The 20075-nt window shown below is 59.2% G+C and carries 27 protein-coding genes, 1 tRNA gene and 1 pseudogene; 24 read left to right on the forward strand and 5 right to left on the reverse strand.

Annotated elements, in window-relative coordinates; all coding sequences use genetic code 11:
* The 9 genes and pseudogenes from AC1DTN_RS21975 to AC1DTN_RS22015 form a co-directional block, all read left to right on the forward strand.
* Positions 1–456, forward strand: coding sequence for a hypothetical protein (locus AC1DTN_RS21975; RefSeq protein ID WP_113206788.1), 456 nt, complete (start codon positions 1–3; stop codon positions 454–456).
* Positions 453–812 (forward strand): hypothetical protein, encoded by a 360-nt coding sequence (locus AC1DTN_RS21980; protein ID WP_477922596.1) that lies wholly within the window; start codon positions 453–455, stop codon positions 810–812. The genes AC1DTN_RS21975 and AC1DTN_RS21980 overlap by 4 nt, the downstream gene beginning before the upstream one ends.
* On the forward strand, positions 809–1126 hold the full coding sequence (locus tag AC1DTN_RS21985) for a hypothetical protein (RefSeq protein WP_477922598.1): 318 nt from the start codon (positions 809–811) through the stop codon (positions 1124–1126). Before AC1DTN_RS21980 ends, AC1DTN_RS21985 begins: the two co-directional genes overlap by 4 nt.
* Complete coding sequence (locus AC1DTN_RS21990; protein ID WP_477922600.1) at positions 1123–1749, forward strand: hypothetical protein; 627 nt, start codon at positions 1123–1125, stop codon at positions 1747–1749. The genes AC1DTN_RS21985 and AC1DTN_RS21990 overlap by 4 nt, the downstream gene beginning before the upstream one ends.
* Entirely contained in the window at positions 1746–2156 is a 411-nt protein-coding gene (locus AC1DTN_RS21995; protein WP_477922602.1) for a DUF7694 domain-containing protein, read from the forward strand. The genes AC1DTN_RS21990 and AC1DTN_RS21995 overlap by 4 nt, the downstream gene beginning before the upstream one ends.
* A complete protein-coding gene (locus AC1DTN_RS22000; protein WP_477922604.1) occupies positions 2156–2518 on the forward strand; it encodes a hypothetical protein in 363 nt (120 codons plus the stop codon). Before AC1DTN_RS21995 ends, AC1DTN_RS22000 begins: the two co-directional genes overlap by 1 nt.
* The gene (locus AC1DTN_RS22005; protein WP_477922606.1) at positions 2515–2697 is read left to right on the forward strand and encodes a hypothetical protein; all 183 of its coding nucleotides are present in this window, start codon (positions 2515–2517) and stop codon (positions 2695–2697) included. Before AC1DTN_RS22000 ends, AC1DTN_RS22005 begins: the two co-directional genes overlap by 4 nt.
* A 95-nt stretch (positions 2698–2792) precedes the next feature.
* A complete protein-coding gene (locus AC1DTN_RS22010) occupies positions 2793–3074 on the forward strand; it encodes an HNH endonuclease signature motif containing protein (RefSeq protein WP_477922608.1) in 282 nt (93 codons plus the stop codon).
* Positions 3071–3256, forward strand: a pseudogene (locus AC1DTN_RS22015) (hypothetical protein); the annotation flags it as partial. The gene AC1DTN_RS22010 and the pseudogene AC1DTN_RS22015, both read left to right, overlap by 4 nt.
* Positions 3257–3305: 49 nt before the next feature.
* Here the strand turns inward: AC1DTN_RS22015 and AC1DTN_RS22020 are convergent.
* Positions 3306–3509: a hypothetical protein gene (locus tag AC1DTN_RS22020; RefSeq protein ID WP_477922661.1), complete on the reverse strand. Its 204-nt coding sequence runs from the start codon at positions 3507–3509 to the stop codon at positions 3306–3308.
* A gap of 668 nt (positions 3510–4177) precedes the next feature.
* Positions 4178–4459: a hypothetical protein gene (locus AC1DTN_RS22025; RefSeq protein WP_477922662.1), complete on the reverse strand. Its 282-nt coding sequence runs from the start codon at positions 4457–4459 to the stop codon at positions 4178–4180.
* A 146-nt stretch (positions 4460–4605) separates the two neighbouring features.
* Here AC1DTN_RS22025 and AC1DTN_RS22030 point away from each other — a divergent pair, with 146 nt between their 5' ends.
* The 3 genes from AC1DTN_RS22030 (at position 4606) to AC1DTN_RS22040 (ending at position 7022) form a co-directional block, all read left to right on the forward strand.
* Positions 4606–4845 carry a hypothetical protein gene (locus tag AC1DTN_RS22030; protein ID WP_113206779.1) on the forward strand — a complete coding sequence of 80 codons (240 nt, stop codon included), beginning with the start codon at positions 4606–4608 and terminating at the stop codon, positions 4843–4845.
* The gene (locus AC1DTN_RS22035) at positions 4845–6083 is read left to right on the forward strand and encodes a hypothetical protein (RefSeq protein ID WP_477922610.1); all 1239 of its coding nucleotides are present in this window, start codon (positions 4845–4847) and stop codon (positions 6081–6083) included. Before AC1DTN_RS22030 ends, AC1DTN_RS22035 begins: the two co-directional genes overlap by 1 nt.
* A gap of 549 nt (positions 6084–6632) precedes the next feature.
* Positions 6633–7022 (forward strand): KTSC domain-containing protein, encoded by a 390-nt coding sequence (locus AC1DTN_RS22040; RefSeq protein WP_439014821.1) that lies wholly within the window; start codon positions 6633–6635, stop codon positions 7020–7022.
* Positions 7023–7122: 100 nt separating this feature from the next.
* Here AC1DTN_RS22040 and AC1DTN_RS22045 read toward each other — a convergent pair whose 3' ends face one another.
* Positions 7123–7416 carry a membrane protein gene (locus AC1DTN_RS22045; RefSeq protein ID WP_037106437.1) on the reverse strand — a complete coding sequence of 98 codons (294 nt, stop codon included), beginning with the start codon at positions 7414–7416 and terminating at the stop codon, positions 7123–7125.
* Between the two features lie 118 nt (positions 7417–7534).
* Here AC1DTN_RS22045 and AC1DTN_RS22050 point away from each other — a divergent pair.
* The 5 genes from AC1DTN_RS22050 (at position 7535) to AC1DTN_RS22070 (ending at position 10865) form a co-directional block, all read left to right on the forward strand.
* A tRNA-Asn gene (locus AC1DTN_RS22050) sits at positions 7535–7609 on the forward strand.
* Between the two features lie 336 nt (positions 7610–7945).
* Positions 7946–8833, forward strand: a complete 888-nt coding sequence (locus AC1DTN_RS22055) for a helix-turn-helix domain-containing protein (protein WP_439014820.1) — start codon at positions 7946–7948, stop codon at positions 8831–8833.
* Between the two features lie 167 nt (positions 8834–9000).
* Entirely contained in the window at positions 9001–9402 is a 402-nt protein-coding gene (locus AC1DTN_RS22060) for a GlcG/HbpS family heme-binding protein (protein ID WP_439014819.1), read from the forward strand.
* Positions 9403–9441: 39 nt separating this feature from the next.
* Positions 9442–10245 (forward strand): SDR family oxidoreductase, encoded by an 804-nt coding sequence (locus AC1DTN_RS22065; protein WP_439014818.1) that lies wholly within the window; start codon positions 9442–9444, stop codon positions 10243–10245.
* A 71-nt stretch (positions 10246–10316) separates the two neighbouring features.
* Positions 10317–10865, forward strand: a complete 549-nt coding sequence (locus AC1DTN_RS22070) for a nuclear transport factor 2 family protein (protein ID WP_439014817.1) — start codon at positions 10317–10319, stop codon at positions 10863–10865.
* A gap of 195 nt (positions 10866–11060) precedes the next feature.
* Here AC1DTN_RS22070 and AC1DTN_RS22075 read toward each other — a convergent pair whose 3' ends face one another.
* On the reverse strand, positions 11061–11720 hold the full coding sequence (locus AC1DTN_RS22075) for a peroxiredoxin (protein WP_007815641.1): 660 nt from the start codon (positions 11718–11720) through the stop codon (positions 11061–11063).
* Between the two features lie 278 nt (positions 11721–11998).
* Between AC1DTN_RS22075 and AC1DTN_RS22080 the strand changes: the two genes are divergently transcribed.
* On the forward strand, positions 11999–12796 hold the full coding sequence (locus tag AC1DTN_RS22080; protein ID WP_439014816.1) for a creatininase family protein: 798 nt from the start codon (positions 11999–12001) through the stop codon (positions 12794–12796).
* On the opposite strand, the gene AC1DTN_RS22085 is transcribed toward AC1DTN_RS22080, so the two are convergent.
* Entirely contained in the window at positions 12797–13747 is a 951-nt protein-coding gene (locus tag AC1DTN_RS22085; protein ID WP_310383100.1) for a LysR family transcriptional regulator, read from the reverse strand.
* A gap of 183 nt (positions 13748–13930) precedes the next feature.
* Between AC1DTN_RS22085 and AC1DTN_RS22090 the strand changes: the two genes are divergently transcribed.
* The 6 genes from AC1DTN_RS22090 (at position 13931) to AC1DTN_RS22115 (ending at position 19987) form a co-directional block, all read left to right on the forward strand.
* Positions 13931–14947: an ABC transporter substrate-binding protein gene (locus AC1DTN_RS22090; protein WP_477922613.1), complete on the forward strand. Its 1017-nt coding sequence runs from the start codon at positions 13931–13933 to the stop codon at positions 14945–14947.
* A 68-nt stretch (positions 14948–15015) separates the two neighbouring features.
* Positions 15016–15840, forward strand: coding sequence for an ABC transporter ATP-binding protein (locus AC1DTN_RS22095; RefSeq protein WP_113324099.1), 825 nt, complete (start codon positions 15016–15018; stop codon positions 15838–15840).
* Entirely contained in the window at positions 15840–16685 is an 846-nt protein-coding gene (locus AC1DTN_RS22100) for an ABC transporter permease (protein ID WP_113324100.1), read from the forward strand. Before AC1DTN_RS22095 ends, AC1DTN_RS22100 begins: the two co-directional genes overlap by 1 nt.
* Complete coding sequence (locus tag AC1DTN_RS22105) at positions 16685–17998, forward strand: cytosine deaminase (RefSeq protein WP_477922615.1); 1314 nt, start codon at positions 16685–16687, stop codon at positions 17996–17998. The genes AC1DTN_RS22100 and AC1DTN_RS22105 overlap by 1 nt, the downstream gene beginning before the upstream one ends.
* A gap of 1 nt (position 17999) precedes the next feature.
* A complete protein-coding gene (locus AC1DTN_RS22110; protein WP_477922616.1) occupies positions 18000–19409 on the forward strand; it encodes an FAD-binding oxidoreductase in 1410 nt (469 codons plus the stop codon).
* On the forward strand, positions 19406–19987 hold the full coding sequence (locus AC1DTN_RS22115) for an NAD(P)H-dependent oxidoreductase (protein ID WP_310383093.1): 582 nt from the start codon (positions 19406–19408) through the stop codon (positions 19985–19987). Before AC1DTN_RS22110 ends, AC1DTN_RS22115 begins: the two co-directional genes overlap by 4 nt.
* The last annotated feature ends 88 nt before the right edge of the window (positions 19988–20075 follow it).

Raw genomic sequence — 20075 nt, forward strand, 5'->3', positions numbered from 1 at the left:
GTGGGCACCAACAACCGTATCGTCGACACCGATCAAGCCCGCGACATGCTGGTGAAATACATCATGGGCAAGACGATGCCCTTCACTTGCTCGATCACCGACGGCAAGCACCGGACCAGCGACCAGAACCGGCTTCAGCGCCAGTGGGTGTTGGAAATCTCGGCGCAGCTCGGCGACCAGTCGCCGGAAGAGGTGCGCGGCTACTGCAAGCTTCATTTCGGCGTGCCGATCCTCCGGAACGAGAACGACGTGTTCAAGGCCGAATATGACGCCGTGATCATGCCGCTCCCCTACGAGCACAAGCTCAAGCTGATGATGGTGCCGTTTGATTTCGGGGTGACCCGGATCATGACGACCCGCCAGAAGACGACCTATCTCGACGCCGTCCACCGGCACTTCTCCGAGCAGGGTCTCATCCTCACCAATCCAGAAGATTTGAAGCGGAGAGCGGCATGATCGGCCCCTTCCTCATCTGCGATCTACGCCCCGAGTGGAGCTGGCGCCCATACGTGACGTTCTGGCGCCCGAACAACGCCAATTATGCCTATCCGCTCGTTTGGTCCGGTGACTACGCCGAAGCCGAGGTCATGAGGGGCGGCGGCTATTATACGACCGTCGAAAGCGGAATCCTCATCCGCTTCCCGATCCTGCGTTCGCTCGTCGAGCCGATGGCGGTAGCGCCGGAGCGTGGCCACATCGATGGCGATACCGGCCCTGTCGTTCTTCAGAATCCCGAAACCTGCGCGAAGTTGAGAGAGCTTGCCTATCACCCGGCGATCTTGGCCTTCGCCAATGCGGAGCTGGCATCATGATCGACTGGCAGAAAACCGCTTCTCACGTCGTCGGTGAGGTTCACCGGAACCTCCCGGCCGACGCCGACCTCGCCAGCCGCAAGAAGGCGCTGCGCGCTGCTCGCCCGTGGGAATTCGCCTCGACGAGCTGGGGCCGGAAGGTATGGGCCAAGCACTCCCGAAAATATCTCGAGAAGTTCGGCCTGCCGCCTCTGAAGGCGAAGGCCGTCGAAGAACACATGTCGCCGCTTGAGCGGCTGATGGCGAAGGCCGTCGAAGAACACATGTCGCCGCTTGAGCGGCTGATGGCGAAGGGAAAGGCAGGTGATGCATGATGATCAGCCGCCGCAATTTCCTTGTCAGCAGTGCCGCGCTTGCTATTGCGCCGGCGCTCCCGTCTGCTACCGCTGCGCCGGTCGCCGCCGTCGAGGCGGTGAAGCCCGCGACCACGATTTGGGTCGGTGGCCATGACGGCGAGTTTGACTGGCATCCCTTCAATGCGCCGACCAAGGATGACGCCGCAAGGCAGCTGCTCGCCTATCATGGCCGAGAGTTCGATCTCGACGGCAAGCCATACACGCTCGAAGACGCCTACCTGTCGCTCGAACGCGCACACGAGATGGATGGTCTTCAGGTCGAGGAGATCAAGAGCCATCACTGGATCAGTGCAGGCTTCGGTTCGTTTTGCGAACGCTGCGATAGCGAGTGCTTCGCCGACAACGGCGCCCGCGTGGTCGGTTGCGAAGTCGTCTGCGAGGAGTGCCTCACGATCACCGACCTGCTGGCAGGCGACGAATGGGACAACAGCCAGGCCGAAGAGAAGATCATCGAGTTGATGGTCGACGAGGACTGCGATGAAGCCGCTATATTCGAAGTGTTGTCCCGCGATAACGACATGAGCGTGATTACTCCGGCGATCTGGGTAAAGTGCCTTGCTGAAGCGAGGTCCGCGCTATGAGCACCCGTCAGCAACGCCGCGCCGCCCGCGCATTCGAACGCAAAGGCCTGAAAGGTGACTGGGGCCTCTGGCGCATCACCGACCTGCCCGACGGTATCCCCGGCGGCAAAGGTTGGAACAGGGAAGTCCGCAGGGTGCGGGCCAACAACCTCTATGTCGTCCTTRTCCGTCCCTTCCTCGATGAGCAGGGCAACGAGGTCATCCACCTCGCCATCCGGACCGCCTCACAGCTTGAGCCGCCGTGGCGCGACATGCAGCGCATCAAAAACGAAATATGCGGGAAGGAAGCGACGGCCGTCCAAGTGATGCCGCCGGCGGTCGAGCTCGTCGACGAAGCCGACATGTATCACATGTGGGTTCTGTCCGGTCCTCTCCCCTTCACCTTGGCAAATCGGAGGGCGGCATAATGGTCGCGCTCAACTTCGCAGCCGAGTTTGCAGGCCCGGTCGAGCGACGGGAGAAGCGGCAGACGATCCGCCATACCCGCCGCGCCAATGTCGGCGACCGCATCCAGCTTTACACCGGCCAGCGCACGCCGCACTGCCGGAAGCTGACGGAAGACGACCCGATCTGCACTCGCGTCACCTACGTCGCCATCCGGACCAGTGGCGTCACCTTGGGGAACGTCGAAGGTCTTCCCCGAGACCGGGATGAGTTCGCACGCCTAGATGGGTTCGTCGACTACGCCGCGATGCTCCGCTGGTTTCAGCAGCGCTACGGCGCCGGCGAGTTCGTCGGATATCTGCATCAATGGGAGTGGCAACCATGAGAACCGCAGCTGAATACCTCCGATCAAAGCCCCACGCTCGCGCCAGCACCCTCGCCAATCGGGAGAAGGTCGCCGAGAAGCTGGACCAGCTGAAGCGCGAGACCGCCTCCGACAGTCGCCCGACACGCAAGTCGATCATCGAGCGCTTCATGCCGTGGTTCAGCGGGAGGCGCGCATGAGGACTGTAGAGGAATGGATCGGACGGACGGACGATTCTGCGCCGACCGACGCCTGCAAGGATCGCATCCTCCGAAAGCAGGACGACAAGTGCGCCTTGACCGGTCATGCCTTCCGACCAGGCGACAAGATTGAATTCGATCATATAACCCCTCTTTGGCTCGGCGGGCAAAACCGCGAGGGGAACCTTCAGGCTGTCCTCGGCACCGCGCACAAGCAGAAGACCAGCACCGAAGCCACGGTCCGCTCGAAGGTCAACGCCAACCGGCTGAAACACCTCGGCATTAAAAAGAAGTCCAGCCTTTCCAATAACCGCTTCAAAAAGCTGATGTCCGGCGAGGTCGTCGATCGGCGTACTGGGGAGATCATAAGCCGATGAAAAACCCGAACCCCGTCAATCTCCAAACGAGCGCAGAGATCCGCACGGCCGGCTGGCAGGCCGAATGCCGCGATGCCGACGGGCATCTCTGCCGAACTCATGTTCCGTTCGAAACCGACGAGGAAATCGTCTGGCTGGTCCGCGAAGCGCTTGAGCATGGCGAGACGGTCACCATCTGGCCGAACTCCAAAATCGCCACCACCCCACCGCCCTCATCGCGAGGGATGGGCGTCAAGGGCAGTCTTCCTGCGCAATCTTGTGAACGATCAAGAACAAAGCCGCATCCATATCGGGCCCATCAAGAAGGGACGGATCGTTGGAAATCACTTGGAGCGCACGCTCCGCGAGACGCACAACATGAGCGTCATCCGCCGCGTAGCGGCGGGCCAATTCTCTTAAAATCGATGGTTCAGGCAAATGAAGTTTGTCGAGCAAGTTGCACCCCTCCCAGTACGGTCAGCGGGTGCGCGTTGATGCACTCAGCCATCAGCGCCAACGGATCAGACTTGCCAATGATCCACTTAGTATATCCCATTGGGCGGCCGTACGCCACCATCGAGAGAACTCAACACACCGCTACGCTCCTATGCCGAGCGATGGTGTGTTGGCCCCCAATAATCTGCGTCGTTATCGGCGCATTTCTCAGGGCTCCAGCCCTCTTTCCACAACTCGCGCCAGTAGATCGGAGCGACCACTACCGAGTAGGCCTCGGGCTCCCTTCCAAATGGTTTGCGACCCGCGCGGACCCAAAGCCGGACCCGTTCAGCAAACCGCCGGCAGAATTCCTCCTCGGACATATCCATAGTCTATCACAGGGACAAATCTCATCAACGGAAACCCATCGCGATCACCCCCCACCGCCCTCACAGGAGGAGGTGACGCCCGTTGACCTCACATCGCGTTCGCAAAACGTTCAAGTTGCGCCGCAACGTCCTAATTTAGACCAACCAGAGGGGGAACAAACTAAGGCAGCGGCACTCGCAGAACATKTGTTGGCGGCGCCGATGTGGCCTAGATCTAAAACGTGTAGGGAAGAACCGCCAAAACAGCAGGAGCCGGAGAGTGGATCACTTTCCGGCTCCATGCGGCGAAATTGGGTTCAGTTAGCGGCAGACATTGGTCGTCCGCGTAACTCGCTCACCATACCGATACGTCGTTACCCGTTTGGTGAAGCAAGACGGGTGGCGCCGGTAATCTTCATGGACCATTCGAGCTCTCCACCCACGATGACCGTTGTACCAGCCACGGTGCTCGCTACGTTCCCAGCCGCGATGCAGGCCCGGACCGTCATCAGTACGAATGATGACGCTGTCCGCATAGGAAGCGGCCGGGACGGCAATGACGGACGAAAAAGCCAGAGCTACAGCAATGATGATTTTTTTCATGGGGCTTTACCTGAAGTTATTGGACCGCGGATAAATGATTGCCCGGTCTTTGCGTTCCACCAAAAAACTCACTTCGGACTTCAGTCTGAGGAGACGTCAGACCATTGGCGCACCTGTGGAAAACCCCTGTGGAAACCGGGGAGACAATGACTAAGCACGCTGAAATACCCACCGGCTGCTGGCCTGCTGTCCTCAGGGACGAGCATGCTGCCGCCTATGCCGGCGAGAAGACGGTTGACGCCTTCTTGAGCCGTGTGGGAACGATATGGCCGAAGCCGTTCATTGAAACGGGAACCGGCAAAGGCAAATTCAGAGCGTGGCGGAAGATCGATCTGGACCAGGCTATTGGCGTAACCGCCGGAAACGTAGACCCGGAAGCGTGGTGATGATCCCGGTCACCCTGCCGCAATACACGTCGTTCAAGAAGCTCGCGAGCGGCGGGACCGGATATTACTGGACCTGCCCCACCCTCTATCGCAAGGCCGGGTGCCCATATCTGAGCGCGCCTCTCGGCGTGAACCTATCCGAAAAGGAGCTGCACGAGGCAGCACGCGTTTGGAACGACCGGCTGGACGAATGGCGCCGTCAGAAGGCGAATCCCCTTCATGAGCCAGATACGAGCCGATACGGCACCGTCGAGTGGCTGGTGAACACCTACCTAAAGCACAGCTCGTTCACTGAGCGGGTCGCTGAGTTCAGCCGGCCGGACTATAAGCGCATTCTTGATCGCGTCTGCGACATCAAGCTCGAGAAAGGCCGGGTCGGGGATGCGAGGGTCGCCAATATCGCGGTCAGCACGGCCGAGAAGATCTACGAAGCCTTCGGCGGCACGCGTGTGGGCGAGAAGCTCGTCACCTACTGTAAGGCCATGTGGAAGCGCATGAAGCCGCACTATCCGGAGATGTTCCGGACAGACACGCCAAACCCATGGGAAGGCGTAACCCTGAAGCGCCGGAAGAAGCAGACAAAAGGCCATGTTGACCGCGAGACCGTCTATGCCTTTGCCAACGGCGCTATCGCAAACGGTCGCGGGGAATTGGCTGCGGCTGCCGTCCTGGCCTTCGAGTGGCTGATGCGTCCCTCCTCGATCGGCGCCGGCTACGCGCCGTGGACCGGCTACCGTGCCTCTGATCACCCGGACAAGATTCGTCTGAAGCACCGGAAGACGGACGAGCTTGCCCTGCACCCGCTCGAATATCTCGACGAGGAGACGGGAGAACTCGTCAAACTCTACGAAGACGCAGAAAAGATCCTCGCCCAGACGCCGCGCTACGGCACGTCGATCGTCTGCAAGAAAAACGGCGTGCTCTTCGGAGACGGAACGTTCCTCGCCCACGAGGTCCGCGAGATGGCCGACAAGCTCCGCGACGACGGCGAATCAATCCCGGTCGGATTCAGCCTGGACAAGTGCAGGCATGGCGGCATGACGGAATTGGAAGAGAGCGGGCTGACCGAAGGACAGGGTCGAGTCCTGTCGAAGCACAAGACGGCGGCCGCATATCGTGGCTATGCGAAGGAGACGGAAAAGCGGGTCCTGGAGGCCACGAAGAAGCGTTTCGGCCATTCTGAACAGCCGAAAATTGTGAACAAAAACAATGATGGTAAAAAAGAGAAAAAGGCGTGATTTCGGCGCTCTTATTCAGAACGACCGTTGATTTAATTACATTTATCGGGGATTTGCAGTCCTCTGCGTCACCACTCCGCCACGAGGCCTCACAGGCTGTCATGTTAGCCGTGGCGAGCGTTTAGAATGATCGTAAGGAAATCGCAAGAGGGCTTTCCAAAAACATTTCCTGCAATTTCAAACTCCGGCCACATCCAGCGCATATAGAACAAGGGCCGATCCAGTCTCGAAGGGCGCCGCGACAGCCGCACGCATAGCTGATGATAAAAGACCCATTCTGCTGGAAATTCGCGCTCGGTTGAACAACAATTAGGCTAACAGCTGCTCAGACAGGCCTCCAGGCTATCCGAATTGCACAATAGGCATATCTCAATGAGTTTAGCCTATCACTTATATTCATCCAGGAGGTGCGATCTGCGATCGCAACAACGCCCTCACTTCCATTATATTAGATAAATCGAAATATCACCTCAAACATTAGTAACGAATTCTTAACTTGACTTTCAGAATCGTCATTCCATGCTGCCTGTGGGAGAGACAGGAGCAGAGATGAATTGGGTGCCGTTGAATTCCAAACAGATCCGCGCCGTATCCTACGATCCAGAAACCCAGGTTCTTCATGCCAAATTCGCCGGCCGCCGCCCAGTCCGGCATGTCGGAGTGCCGTCGCATATCTATGACAATCTCGTCGAAACCAGCGATCCGGAATTTTACTATAAATATTACCTCGAGCCTTCGCGTATTCAGACCGGCTGGTGGCGGAAAGCCAACCTCAGCCCCAATGCGGTGAAGCTGCTGATCATTCTCGTCGGCACACTCGTGATTACGGCGACGGCGCTTGAGGAAAATGGCGAACTGCCAATCCACCTGTCGGAGATCACAGAGTCGGGCACGACCTCTCCCGCCTCTGGCGAAAGGCCCGCCGTCTTTCCGCAGTGATGGTGCCCACCACCGCGCAACCGCAGTGCGCCGATCTACCGGCAGGCAGTTCAATCAGCGCCCGTCGTCGGCATGGTCGGTTATGGCTTCCTTGGCGACTTCACGCAGGGCGCTTTCGGCGATGCCACCAGACCGCGACGCGTCGCCGCCATCTGCGTGCTATCGGCAGGTCGTGGGATAAGACGAGGAAGCCCAGCGGCAGCATCCAGAACCCGAGGACAGGCAAAAAGCCCAGAATGCCGCCGAAAATGAGCAGCGCTCCGGTCGTCATGCGTGCGATGCGCGAGCGCGGCATCGGCACCCGCAGCGAGCCGAGAACCAGCTTGCCATCCTTGTGATCGATCCCGAAACGTTTTTCTCCGGCCTTTTTCGGCCCATTTTTCCTGCTAGTCATCCACAAAAGATGGGCTCAAGCGCCGCGAATACAAGCTGATTTCATTTTTTTGAAAAAACTGCTTGGCAAATCGGGAAAGCATTTGTATTACCCCGCTCACGCCGCGGCCAAGCGGTGATCCCTGGTAGCTCAGCGGTAGAGCATTCGACTGTTAATCGACAGGTCGCCGGTTCGAATCCGGCCCGGGGAGCCAGTTTTAGAGATAAGCGCCTGTTTTCGTCGAATATTCCGAAGCAGGCGCTTTCTCGATACATTCCCCGTAGTTTTCGCCGACAAGCCAACGAGATCGTGACGTTCTACGGCCAAGATGCTGATACCAGCAGTTCGGGCTATGACACTTGCACTCGCCTGAATTTTCGTCAAAATCCTGATCGCAATGCGCGGGCTCGTGATATCAGCGTGGCCCGTGTCCGGAAGTTTCATTCATAAATCAAAATAGAATTGCAGACGGCAGCGTGGCGGCAGCAATCGGCTCGTCGATGCTGAATGGTTCAAATTTCCAGACCTGCCTTCAAGACGAGGATGCGACATGGATTTCGACGCGTCGCAAGGGGACAGAAAATATCCGACCAGCAAGCAGGTGGGCGGGCTTATCGAATGTTCCGGGCTGCAGGTCGAGCTCCGGCATTTCGATCCGGGCTGGCAGGTCGATCTCACCCTCGAATGCACGGAAATAGCAGTCCTGCTGTCTGGTCAGTCGAAGATCAGGTGGACCGGCGACGGTCACCGGCGGGAGGCTATCGCCCGCCCCGGCGTCGCATGGGTATGTCCCGCCGGGGTCAATGAGAGCGCCGTAGAGATCGTCGGCACCATGCCCGAGTCCCTTCACATCTTCCTGCCGCCATCGCTTGTCGGTGAGAGCGCGCTTTCGAACTTCGACATCGACCCGGCCAAGGTGCAGCTCGCCTATGCGGGCGGTGTCCCCGATCCGGTGGTCTTGCAGATCGGTGAGCTCTTTCGTGGCGTGCTGAATCGAAAACTGGAGGCGACAGACCGTCTGTTTCTCGACGGGATTCAGCTCGCTCTGGCGGCGCATTTGCTCGGCACCTATTCGTCCGCCCACTGGCGTCCGCCGACTCGGACACCGACCATCGATCCGAAACGGCTGCGGCGCGTCCTCGATTTCATCGAGGCTCGCATCGCGGCGGAGATCTCGCTGGAAGACCTTGCTGCAGAGGCTTGCCTCAGTCCCTTTCACTTTTCCCGCACGTTTCGTGCGGCCACCGGTTTCGCCCCGCATCGCTACGTCACCCAGCGACGGATCGAGGCGGCCAAGGAGAAGCTGCGACTCGCGCAGTCCTCGCTGGTGGAGATCGCTATCGACGCCGGCTTCGGCTCGCAGGCCAATTTCACCCGCGTCTTCCGCAAGATGACCGGCTTGACGCCTGGCCAGTACCGCACGCTCTTCACCTCCTAGCAATATCCGCCGTCTTGACGCGTTCGCCGGCCCCTTCGTGCGCAGTCCGAGCGCAAGATCTGCAAATACTGCAGCAAGAGATGGAAATACCGCAAAGCGCCTTCCGGCCTACACCTGTCTCATCGAACGGGAAGCATTAATCCCCGAACGAAAAGGGAGACAGGGAGATGATTACCACTGACGAAGCCCGCAGGGTCATCGCCGCCGGCGAGGCGCGGGCAAGAGAAATCGGCGTCCCGGCCAATATCGCTGTCCTCGACGCAGGCGCCCACATGAAGGCGTTTGTCCGCATGGACGAAGCCCTGCTGGGCTCCATCGACATCGCCGTTAACAAGGCCCGGACAGCGGCACTGTTTTCCATGCGCACCGAAGCAATCGGCGAATTCTGCAAACCCGGTGGCACCTCGTTCGGTCTGGAGCAGACCAATGGCGGCCTCGTCGTCTTCGCCGGCGGCATTCCCCTCACCGATGGACGCAATATCGTGATCGGCGCGGTCGGCGTGTCCGGAGGGGCCGTCGCCCAGGACCTCGAAATTGCCCAGGCTGCAGCGGCCGCCCTCACCGCCTGAAATGCTTTCCAACCCCAAGCACATCGAAAGGACGTTATTATGACCAAGACCATTCTCATCACTGGCGCCGGGTCCGGTTTCGGCAAAGCCGCAGGCATCGGCATGGCCAAGAACGGCCATAACATCATCGCCACCACGCAGGTTTCGTCGCAGGTCACGCCGCTGCGTGAAGAAGCGGCCGCTCTCGGCCTGAAGAACTTCCGCGTCGAGCGCCTCGATCTCACCGACCCCTATGACATCAAACAGGCGCAGGGTTGGGATTTCGACGTGCTCTGGAACAATGCAGGCATGGGCGAGGCCGGCCCGGTCTGGGAAATTCCGGTCGAGCTCGTCCGCAAGAACTATGAAGTCAATGTCTTCCTGCCGCTGGTACTGACCCAAGGTGTCGTTCAGAAATGGGTGCGCGAAGGCAAGAAGGGCAAAGTGGTTTTCACCTCCTCGATGGGCGGCCTGTTCACTCCGGCCAACTGGGGTACCTACGTCTCCACCAAGCACGCCCTGGAATCGATCGCCGAAGCGCTGCAGCAGGAGCTTGGTTCTTACGGCATCAAGATCCAGACGATCAACCCGGGCGCCTACTACACCGGCTATAACGAGACGATGGCCGATAATCCGTTCCGCTGGCTCGATGACAGCAAGAACTTCACCAAGCGGGCAGACCTGCGCAACGGCTTCAACGACTTCTTCGCCACCCCTGAAGGCAAGATGGACCCGCAGGAAATGATCGACCGGATGATCGAGGTCGTCCCCGCCGACACAGGCAAGTTTCGCAACGTGGTTCCAAAGGTCATCGAAGACATGCTGAAGGAGCATCAGCTCAAGGCCTGGGAAAACCAGATCTGATCGGCGCAGAGCCTCGCACGCGACACCCGCTCAGCGGGTGTCGCACCACCAATCAATCTCTGGAGGAAGYCATGTCCATCACCGCAAGTGCCATCGTCCACAGCCCGCGATCCCTCGCCCGCGGCATCTTCAACGCTGCGCTCGGCATCGCCGCCACCATCCTGGCCCTTTGCGGGCTCGAAGCCCGGGCGGCCTCGCAGACGCTGACCGAAACCGAACGCCGCAACAAGACGGCCGTCGAGGCTGGGTTTGAGAAGTGGGCGTCTGGCACAGGTAGTCCTTATGACCTGCTCGCCGACGACGCCCGCTGGACCATCGAGGGCTATTCGCTGGCGTCGAAGACCTATCCTAGCCGCGAGGCGTTCCTGCGCGAGGTGATCCGCCCGTTCAATGCCCGCATGAAGGCGCCGCTGAAGCCCGTGATCCGCAACGTCTATGCCGACGGCGACACCGTGATCGTCTTTTTCGATGCCCGCGGCATCGCCCGCGACGGAAAACCTTACGTCAACACCTATGCCTGGTTTCTCGACATGCGCGACGACCGTATCGTCCGAGCTTCGGCCTTCTTCGATTCGGTCGCGTTCGACGACTTCTGGACCCGTGTGACGCCATCCGAATAGGCCAGGACCGACCTGCGTTCCAAAGCGGCGCTGCAGCGAGCAATACTACCTCTACGTCCGCGGCAACCATTCTCGTTCGCGGGAAAGCGAGAATGCGTCTCTGATAGAGGCCTGCGCCAGCCGACCTAAAAATAAAGACGCCCCGGAAGCCGGGACGTCTTTTGATCCAATCACAGTATCAGCGCAGTGGCTAACTCACGCAGACGGCTGCTTGGTCTTTCTAAGATACGGCAGAACCGTATCGAAGGAGCCGAAGCGGGCGATGGCGTCTTCATTGGAGACGGCAGCCGTGATGATGACATCGTCGCCCTGGTTCCAGTTGGCCGGTGTAGCAACCTGGTGCTTGGCGGTCAGCTGGATGGAATCGATGGCGCGCAGGATCTCGTTGAAATTGCGGCCGGTCGTCATCGGGTAGGTAAGGATCAGCTTGATCTTCTTGTCCGGGCCGATGACGAAGACCGAGCGCACGGTGGCGTTATCGGCGGGCGTGCGGCCTTCGGAGCTTTCGCCGGCACCAGCCGGCAGCATGTCATAGAGCTTGGCGACCTTCAGGTCCTTGTCGCCGATCAGCGGATATTCGACATCGAAGCCAGTTGCCGTCTTGATGTCGTTCTTCCACTTGCCGTGGCTTTCGACCGGATCGACGGAAATGCCGATGATCTTGACGCCGCGCTTCTTAAACTCGCCTTCAAGGCCGGCCATGGTGCCGAGCTCAGTCGTGCAGACCGGCGTGAAGTTCTTCGGATGCGAGAAGAGAACGGCCCAGCCATTGCCGATCCAGTCATGGAACTGAACAGGGCCCTGGGTGGTATCGGCGGTGAAATCGGGAGCAATATCGTTGATACGTAGGCTCATGGTCGGCCCTCCAATTGCGGATCATTAAATCTGAACACTCGCAGGCAGTTCTGCGTGCCAATGACTATCTACAGACCTGCGCCAAGCGCGGTCAAACCAAAGCCTTCCCCGAAAGGGGCAACGGCGGAATATTTATTTCCAGCGTGCAAAGATCGCCTGACATCGGACTAACGACATTATGCGCGCAAAAAGGCAGCGGCGCGCGCGCAAATCGATGCTTTTCGCATGTCGCGTTATTCCCTACTCACTATCGAATAATGACAAAGAGGGAAGCGGCGATGGGGACACCATTCTACTGGAATGAACTGAACACTTATGATTTTGCCGCGCTTTCCGCCGACACGACCATCGCTATCCTGCCAATCGCTTCGACTGAGCAACACGGTCCGCATCTGCCCATCGCAACCGATGTGGCGATCGCCAACGGCATGTTGGCGGAATTGCGCCGGCAACGGCCCGAGGACCTCGATATCCTTGTCCTGCCAACCCAGGAAATCGGCAAGGCCAACGAGCATGTCTATGGTCCAGGTACGCTTTCCCTCGGTGCCGAGCTGCTGATCCCCGTCTGGACGGCGATCGGCGCGAAGGTGGCGGAGGCGGGTGTGCGCAAGCTCGTTATCGTCAACTCGCATGGGGGCAATGTCGATATCATGAGCATCGTCGCCCGCGAGCTGCGCGTGCGCTACCAGATGGCTGTGGTTTCTACCCAATGGGGCCGGTTCGGCAATCCTGACGGCATGATCAGCGAGCACGAGACACGTTACGGCATCCATGGCGGCGAAGTCGAGACATCGCTGATGCTGCATTTCCGACCGGAGCTGGTACGGATGGAGAAGGCTGAGAATTTCGTGTCGAAGGCCGAATGGATGCGCGAGCAATCACAGTATATCCAGCCGCTGCCGCCACATTCGCTCGCCTGGATCGCGCATGATCTCAATCCGAACGGCGTCGTCGGCGATGCTTCGAAGGGCACGGCCGAAAAGGGCGAAGCAATCTGCCGCCATCAGGTGAAGGGCTTTATCGAGCTGCTCTATGATCTGAAGCGCTATCCGCTCTCCAACCTTTATTCGCACTAATCACGCAACGACAGGCCGCTCCAGCGGGATGTGCCCCTTGGCCTGCAGTTCCTGAACGAGACCCGCAAGCTCGGCCAGGAGATACTCTACGAAAAGGCTGGTGGCGGAATCGAGCGGCGCGCGGGCGCGGGCAAAGAGCTTCATCGGCTGATGGCGGCTATGCGGCTCGGCAATCGGGCGGAACACTAGTTCGCCCTGGCGGCACTCGGTGATGACATCGAGCGGGTTCAGCATGGAGAGCCCTGCTCCGCATTTGACCAGTTTCTTCAGCATTTCCGAGGCATTGGTTTCCAAAACAGGCTCGACAGGGATATCGAGCCTGGACATTGCGAGGTTGATGACCTCACGCAGGCTGGTACCCTGCTGCGCAAGCACCAGCCGCTCCTGCACGACATCGCCGAGATTGATCGGCCCCGGTCCGATCAGGGGGTGGCCGGGCGGCAGGATGACGCCAATCGGGATATCGAAATTGCCGAGCGTGCGGATACCGGGTGTCGCCGGAATATTGAAGCCGAGGCCGATATCCACCTCACCCGACAGCACCGGGTTGACTGTCATCGTCCCGGCATCGTTGCGCAGCTGGATGAAGACACGCGGATGCTCCGACTGGAAGCGGGCGATGATTTCCGGCAGCGGGCCTGCGGCAAGACCGACCGTCGTCACCAGCCGTACCTTGCCGGCCTGCTGCATCTTCAGGCTTTTGATGCGCCCTTCCAGCCGCTCGTAGTTCTTCAGAACCTCGCGAATATGCTCGATGCAGAGTTCGCCGGCGGCCGTCAGGCGCAAGCCACGCGGCAGGCGCTCGAAGAGCGGAGCGCCCATCTCCTCCTCCAGCGCCAGAATCTGTCGGTTGATCGCTGAAGAGGCGACATTGAGGCGCGCTGCGGCCTTCCTGATCGAGCCCGTTTTTGCGATCTCGTTGATGTAGAGAAGCTTTCTGGAGTGCAGCATCGCGACCTCGTTGCATCGTTTTTAAGCACAGCGCCCAATTTAGGCACAGACATCAGGTGAGATGCCAAAAAGGCATCGTTGCGCACGAATTTTGATGCTTTTCAAAGAGCGAAGCAATCGCTCAAATGCGGAAAATCGGAGGCCGAAAACGAGCTTCCATGGCACCAGAAGGGGAACGCCGCCATGTCCAACAGATTGAAAACATCAGTATTTTCTGCAGTTCTTGGGCTTGGCGGGATGCTTGCCGCCAGTGTTCCCGGTTATGCGCTCGACAAGGTCAGCTATGGTACCAACTGGCTGGCGCAGGCCGAACATGGCGGCTTCTACCAGGCGGTGGCCGACGGAACCTATGCCAAATACGGCCTTGACGTTTCCATCGTGCAGGGCGGACCGAATGCCGCCAACAACGCATTGCTGATCTCAGGCAAGATCGACTTCTATATGGGCGGGCCACAGGGCGAAATCTCCGCCGTCGAGCAGGGTATTCCGCTCGTCGATGTCGCTGCGATCTTTCAGAAAGACCCGCAGATCCTGATCGCCCATCCTGACGTCGGCGTCGACAAGTTCGCAGATCTTGCGAAGCTGAAGACCTTGTTCCTCAGCAAGGATGGCTACCTCACCTATTTCGAATGGATGAAGGCAAACTTTCAGGGCTTCAAGGATGAGCAATACAAGCCCTACAATTTCAATCCCGGCCCCTTCCTTGCCGACAAGCAATCCGCCCAGCAGGGTTACCTGACCTCGGAACCCTACGAAATCCAGAAGCAGACCGGCTGGGAGCCGAAAGTCTTTCTTCTCGCCGATAACGGCTATTCACCCTATTCGACGATGATCACCACGACCCAGCAGATGGTCGATACCAAGCCTGACGTCGTGCAGCGCTTCGCCGATGCCTCGATAAAGGGCTGGTACAACTATCTCTACGGCGACAACAGCAAGGGCAATGAGCTGATCAAAAAGGACAATCCGGAAATGACGGATGGCCAGATCGCTTATTCGATCACCAAGATGAAGGAATACGGCATCATCGAATCCGGTGAGGGCCTGGAAAAGGGCATCGGCTGCATCACCGACGCTCACTACAAGAAGTTCTTCGATGAAATGGTGGCGATCAAGGTCTTCAAGCCTGAGACCGACTACACCAAGGCCTTTACGACGAAGTTCGTGTGCAAGAGCGTTGGCGTATCGCTGAAGAAATAAGCCTCCCAAGGCAGGGTCCGTCGCTCTCAGGCGGCGGGCCGCATCCCCTTCGATAAAAGAGCGAAAGAATGTCCCTAGCCGAAACCAAGGCGGCGCCTTCGAAGGAAATACGCAGGCGGCCGCTGGTCGTCATGCAATCGGTCTCGAAGGTCTTTTCCAGCGGCACGATTGCGCTTTCGGGCATGTCGCTGACGGTCGAAAGCGGCGAGTTCATCAGCCTTCTCGGTCCGTCCGGCTGCGGCAAATCCACGGCCTTGCGCATCATCGCCGGTCTTGGCGACGTCACGTCGGGCAAGATCGACTGGCCAAGTTCGCGCATCAATTCGAAGGGCCTGCCGGAGGGCGATATCGGCTTCGTCTTCCAGGAGCCGACGCTGATGCCCTGGAAGACGGTTTTCGGCAATGTCTACCTGCCGCTGAAACTGCGCGGTGTTTCCAAGTCGGAGGCGAGCGACCGGATCATGCAAGTGCTCGCGACTGTCGGCCTGCAGGATTTCGCCGATGCCTATCCGCGGGAACTCTCCGGCGGCATGAAGATGCGTGTGTCGATCGCCCGCGCCTTGGTGACCAAACCGAARCTGCTGCTGATGGACGAGCCTTTCGCAGCGCTCGACGAGATCACCCGGCAGAAGCTCAATGACGACGTTTTGCGGTTGTGGAAGGCGACCGGCATCACGGTGATTTTCGTCACGCATTCCGTCTTTGAGTCCGCCTACCTTTCCAACCGGATCGTGGTGATGAAGGCGCGGCCCGGCCGCGTTCATGCCGATATTCCGCTTACGACGAGCCTCGATCGTGACGCGCACTACCGGACTTCCGAGGAATACCGGCAGGCCTGCGAGACCGTTTCCTATTCGCTGATTGGCGCGATCAACGCGGCAAAGGAAGACTGATGAGCATCGAGACAGTCGAAAATTCCGTGCCGGCAATGCCCAATCCACTCAATGCGAAGCGCCGGGATCTATTGCTCCGCATTACCGTGCCTTTTGTCGCCATCATCGTGCTGATTGCGATCTGGGCGACCTATGTCAAGGTTTCGGGTGTGCCGCCCTATATACTTCCGAGCCCATTTGCGGTTGCCGGAGCGCTCGTTAGTGATTGGGGCACGCTTTCGCCGGCGCTCTGGGTTACGACCAAGATCACCTTCATGTCGCTGGCGCTCGCCCTGATCGGCGGCGTCGGTTTTGCGATCTTCCTGGTGCAGTCGCGCTGGATCGAGATCGCCTTCTATCCGCTCGCCGTCATCCTGCAGGTCACGCCGATCGTGGCGATCTCGCCGCTGATCCTGATCTATGCGCCGTCGACGCAGGTGGCGTTACTGATCTGCGCTTTTCTCGTCGCCTTCTTTCCGATCCTGTCGAACATGGTGCAGGGATTGAAGAGCGTCGATCACAACCTCATCAATCTCTTCGAGCTCTACGGCGCCTCGCGCTGGCAGACGCTGCTTTATCTGAAGTTGCCCGCGGCCCAGCCCTATTTCATGACCGGGCTTCGCATCGGCGGCGGTCTGGCGCTGATTGCGGCGGTTGTGGCCGAGTTTGCGGCCGGTTCGGCGGGTGCGGGCTCCGGCCTTGCCTTCCGACTCCTCGAAGCGCAATACCGCATGAATATCCCCCGCCTCTTCGCTGCGCTCTTCATGCTGTCGATGCTCGGTGTCGCGATCTTTGCCATCACCTCCTTCATTTCATGGCTCAGCCTGCATCGCTGGCACGAGAGCAGCCTGAAGCGGGAAAATTGATGACCTATTCCTTCATGTCTCCCCCGAATGCGGGCCGCTTCGTGCTGGCCAATGCGACGCTCCCGACCGTTGCCGTCAGCGACTTCGCTGCTGCCTCCAATGAGGGCCTCGTCAAGGCCGACATCGTGATTGCCGACGGTCTCATCTCGGCAATCCTGCCCTCCGGAACAGCACCGGCGGAATTCGCCAAGTCCGATATGAAAGAGGGCATGGTCTGGCCGTGCTTTGCCGATATCCATACGCATCTGGACAAGGGCCATATCTGGCCGCGCAAGCCCAATCCGGACGGCACCTTCATGGGTGCACTGGAGGCCGTCGGCAGGGACCGCGAGGCGAACTGGTCGGCGGCGGATGTGCGCAAGCGCATGGAATTTTCGCTACGCTCGGCCTATGTGCACGGCACCGGCCTAATCCGCACGCATCTGGATTCACTTGCTCCCCAGCACCGTATTTCTTTCGAGGTCTTTGCCGAGGTGCGCGACGAGTGGAGAGACAAGATTGCCCTGCAGGCAGTCGCTCTCTTCCCGCTCGACAATATGGTCGATGAAGCCTTTTTCGCCGATCTCGTTGCTGTCGTGAAGGACAAGGGCGGCCTGCTTGGCGGTGTCACCAGGATGGGACCGACACTCGACTGGCAGCTCGATACGCTTTTGCGCGCGGCGACGGAGAATGACCTCGATGTCGATCTGCATGTCGATGAGACGGATGATCCGGGCGCGGAGACACTGAAGGCGATCGCCGAAGCGGTTCTACGCAACCGGTTCGAAGGCAAGGTGACAGCGGGCCATTGCTGCTCTCTGGCGCGGCAGGATGACGATGCGGCCAAGTGGACCGTGGATCTCGTTCACAAGGCAGGGGTTTCGGTCATCTCGTTGCCGATGTGCAACATGTACCTGCAGGATCGCTATCCCGGCCGCACGCCGCGCTGGCGTGGCGTCACTCTGTTCAAGGAACTGGCGGCTGCCGGCGTCGAGACGGCTGTCTCCTCCGACAATACGCGCGACCCCTTCTATGCCTATGGCGATCTCGATCCGGTGGAAGTATTTCGCGAGGCGGTTCGCATCCTGCATCTCGACCATCCGCTCGATACTGCGGCGCGTGTCGTCACGGCGTCACCGGCCAAGATTGCCGGCAGGCCGCAGATGGGCCGCATTGCCGTCGGCAACCCCGCCGATCTCGTGCTCTTCAGCGCAAGGCGCTGGAGCGAATTCCTTTCCCGTCCGCAGTCTGACCGCGTCGTGCTTCGCCGCGGCAAGGTGATCGACCGCAGCCTGCCGGATTACCGTGAACTCGATAGCGTCGTTGGAGGCTGAGATGGCCGATTATCAGAAGATCAGACAAGAACTCGAAGGTATCGCGGTCGAAGACAATCCGGCGCTCGTTCGCCAGAAGAGCCGGGATTTCTATTGGTATTCGCCGATCCTGAAGGCGCAGCTCGACAATGTGACGGCCGATATCGTCGTCACGCCGAAGAACGAGGCCGAAGTTATCCAGACGCTGAAGGTTGCCTTCGCCCATGGTGTTCCTGTCACCCCGCGTGGCGCCGGTACGGGCAATTACGGTCAGGCCATGCCACTGTCAGGCGGTATCGTGCTCAACCTTGCCGCCATGGACAAGATCAAGGAAATTCATCCCGGCCGCGTCATCTGCGAACCCGGCATCGTGATCGCCCAGCTCGACAAGCAGACCAAGGCACATTCCGGGCAGGAGTTGCGCTTTCACCCTTCGACGGCGCAGACGGCGACGGTCGGCGGTTTCATTGCCGGCGGCTCTGGCGGCGTCGGCTCGATTACATGGGGCGGGTTGCGCGATCTCGGCAATATCCTGCGCTTGCGTGTCGTGACCATGGAGGCGGAGCCGCGGGTGCTCGATCTCACCGGCTGGGACCTGCAGAAGGTCAGCCATGCCTATGGCACCAACGGCATCATCACCGAAATCGAAATGCCGCTGGCACCTGCCTATGACTGGGTGGACGTTCTCGTCGGCTATGACGACTTCATGGATGCAGTGCGCTTCTCCGATGCGCTGGCGAAGTGCAACGGCATTCTCGTCAAGGAAATAGCGCCGATCGCAGCACCCATCCCGCATGAATATTTCACCCGCCACAAGCCCTATATCCGTCAGGGCCAGTCGATCGTCGTGCTGATGATCGCACCGCATTCCATGGATGCCTTCCTGGCCTTTACGGCAGCGCAGAAGGGTGAAATCATGTTCCGTTCCGACAAGGTCGAGAGCATGCGCGGCATCCCGCATGCCTATGAACTTGCCTGGAACCACACGACGCTGCGTGCCCTCAAGGTCGATCCGTCCTTCACCTATCTGCAAGTGCAGTATCCGGGGCCGGATCATGTCGCCAAGGTGAAGAAGATGGTGGAGATTTTCGGCGATGAGGTGCCGGGTCATCTCGAATTCATCAAGTTCGATGGACAGATCCAGTGCTCTGGCCTGCCGCTGGTACGCTACACGACCGAGGAACGGCTGGAAGAAATCATCAAGATCCATCAGGACCACGGCTGCCCAATCTTCAACCCGCACCGCTATACGCTGGAAGAAGGCGGCATGAAGCGCACAGACAAGGTGCAGCTCGCCTTCAAGCATGAGACCGATCCGAAGGGGCTGCTCAACCCCGGCAAGATGATCGCCTGGGAAAATCCCAACTTCGATTTCAATGCCGGCAAGAACTATCTCTTCCCGGGCCTTGCCGCCGTTATGGAGGCTTCATGAGGGTTCTCGTCCTCCATTCGCACCCGGTCGAGGAAAGCTACGGCAAAGCGCTCTTCAGACAGACCCTGGAGAGCCTCGCCAAGGCCGGGCACGAGGTGGATGCGTGCGATCTCTATGCGGAAAATTTCGACCCCGTCCTGTCGAAACATGACCGGCTCGTCTATCACGACTATCCCGGCAATACCTCGCTGGTGAAACCCTATGTCGAGAGGCTGAAGCAGGCCGAGGCGCTGGTCATTTGCACACCGGTGTGGAACTTCGGTTTTCCGGCCATCCTCAAGGGCTACTTCGACCGGGTCTGGCTCCCCGGTGTTTCCTTCGCGCTCGTGGACGGCAAGGTTCAATCCCGACTGCGGCATATCAAGAAGCTCGGTGCAGTGCTGACCTATGGCGCGACACCTTTTCGCGCCTTCGTTGCCGGCAATCCGCCTAAGAAGATCGTGAAGCGTGTTTTGCGGGCGCAGATCAACCCACTCAAGCCGGTCACCTTTCTCGCCCATTACGACATGAACAATTGCACCCCGGAGACGCGAGCAGCGTTTCTCGCCAAGGTGAAGAGCGCGATGGAGCGCTTCTAAAGTCGCGCAAAAATGTGGTGCGGTTTGCGACAACCACATGCGAAAACAAGTGCCTGAAGCGCGGCAAGCAAATCAGAAGGATTGCGAT

Source organism: Rhizobium sp. 01T444, assembly GCF_056398305.1.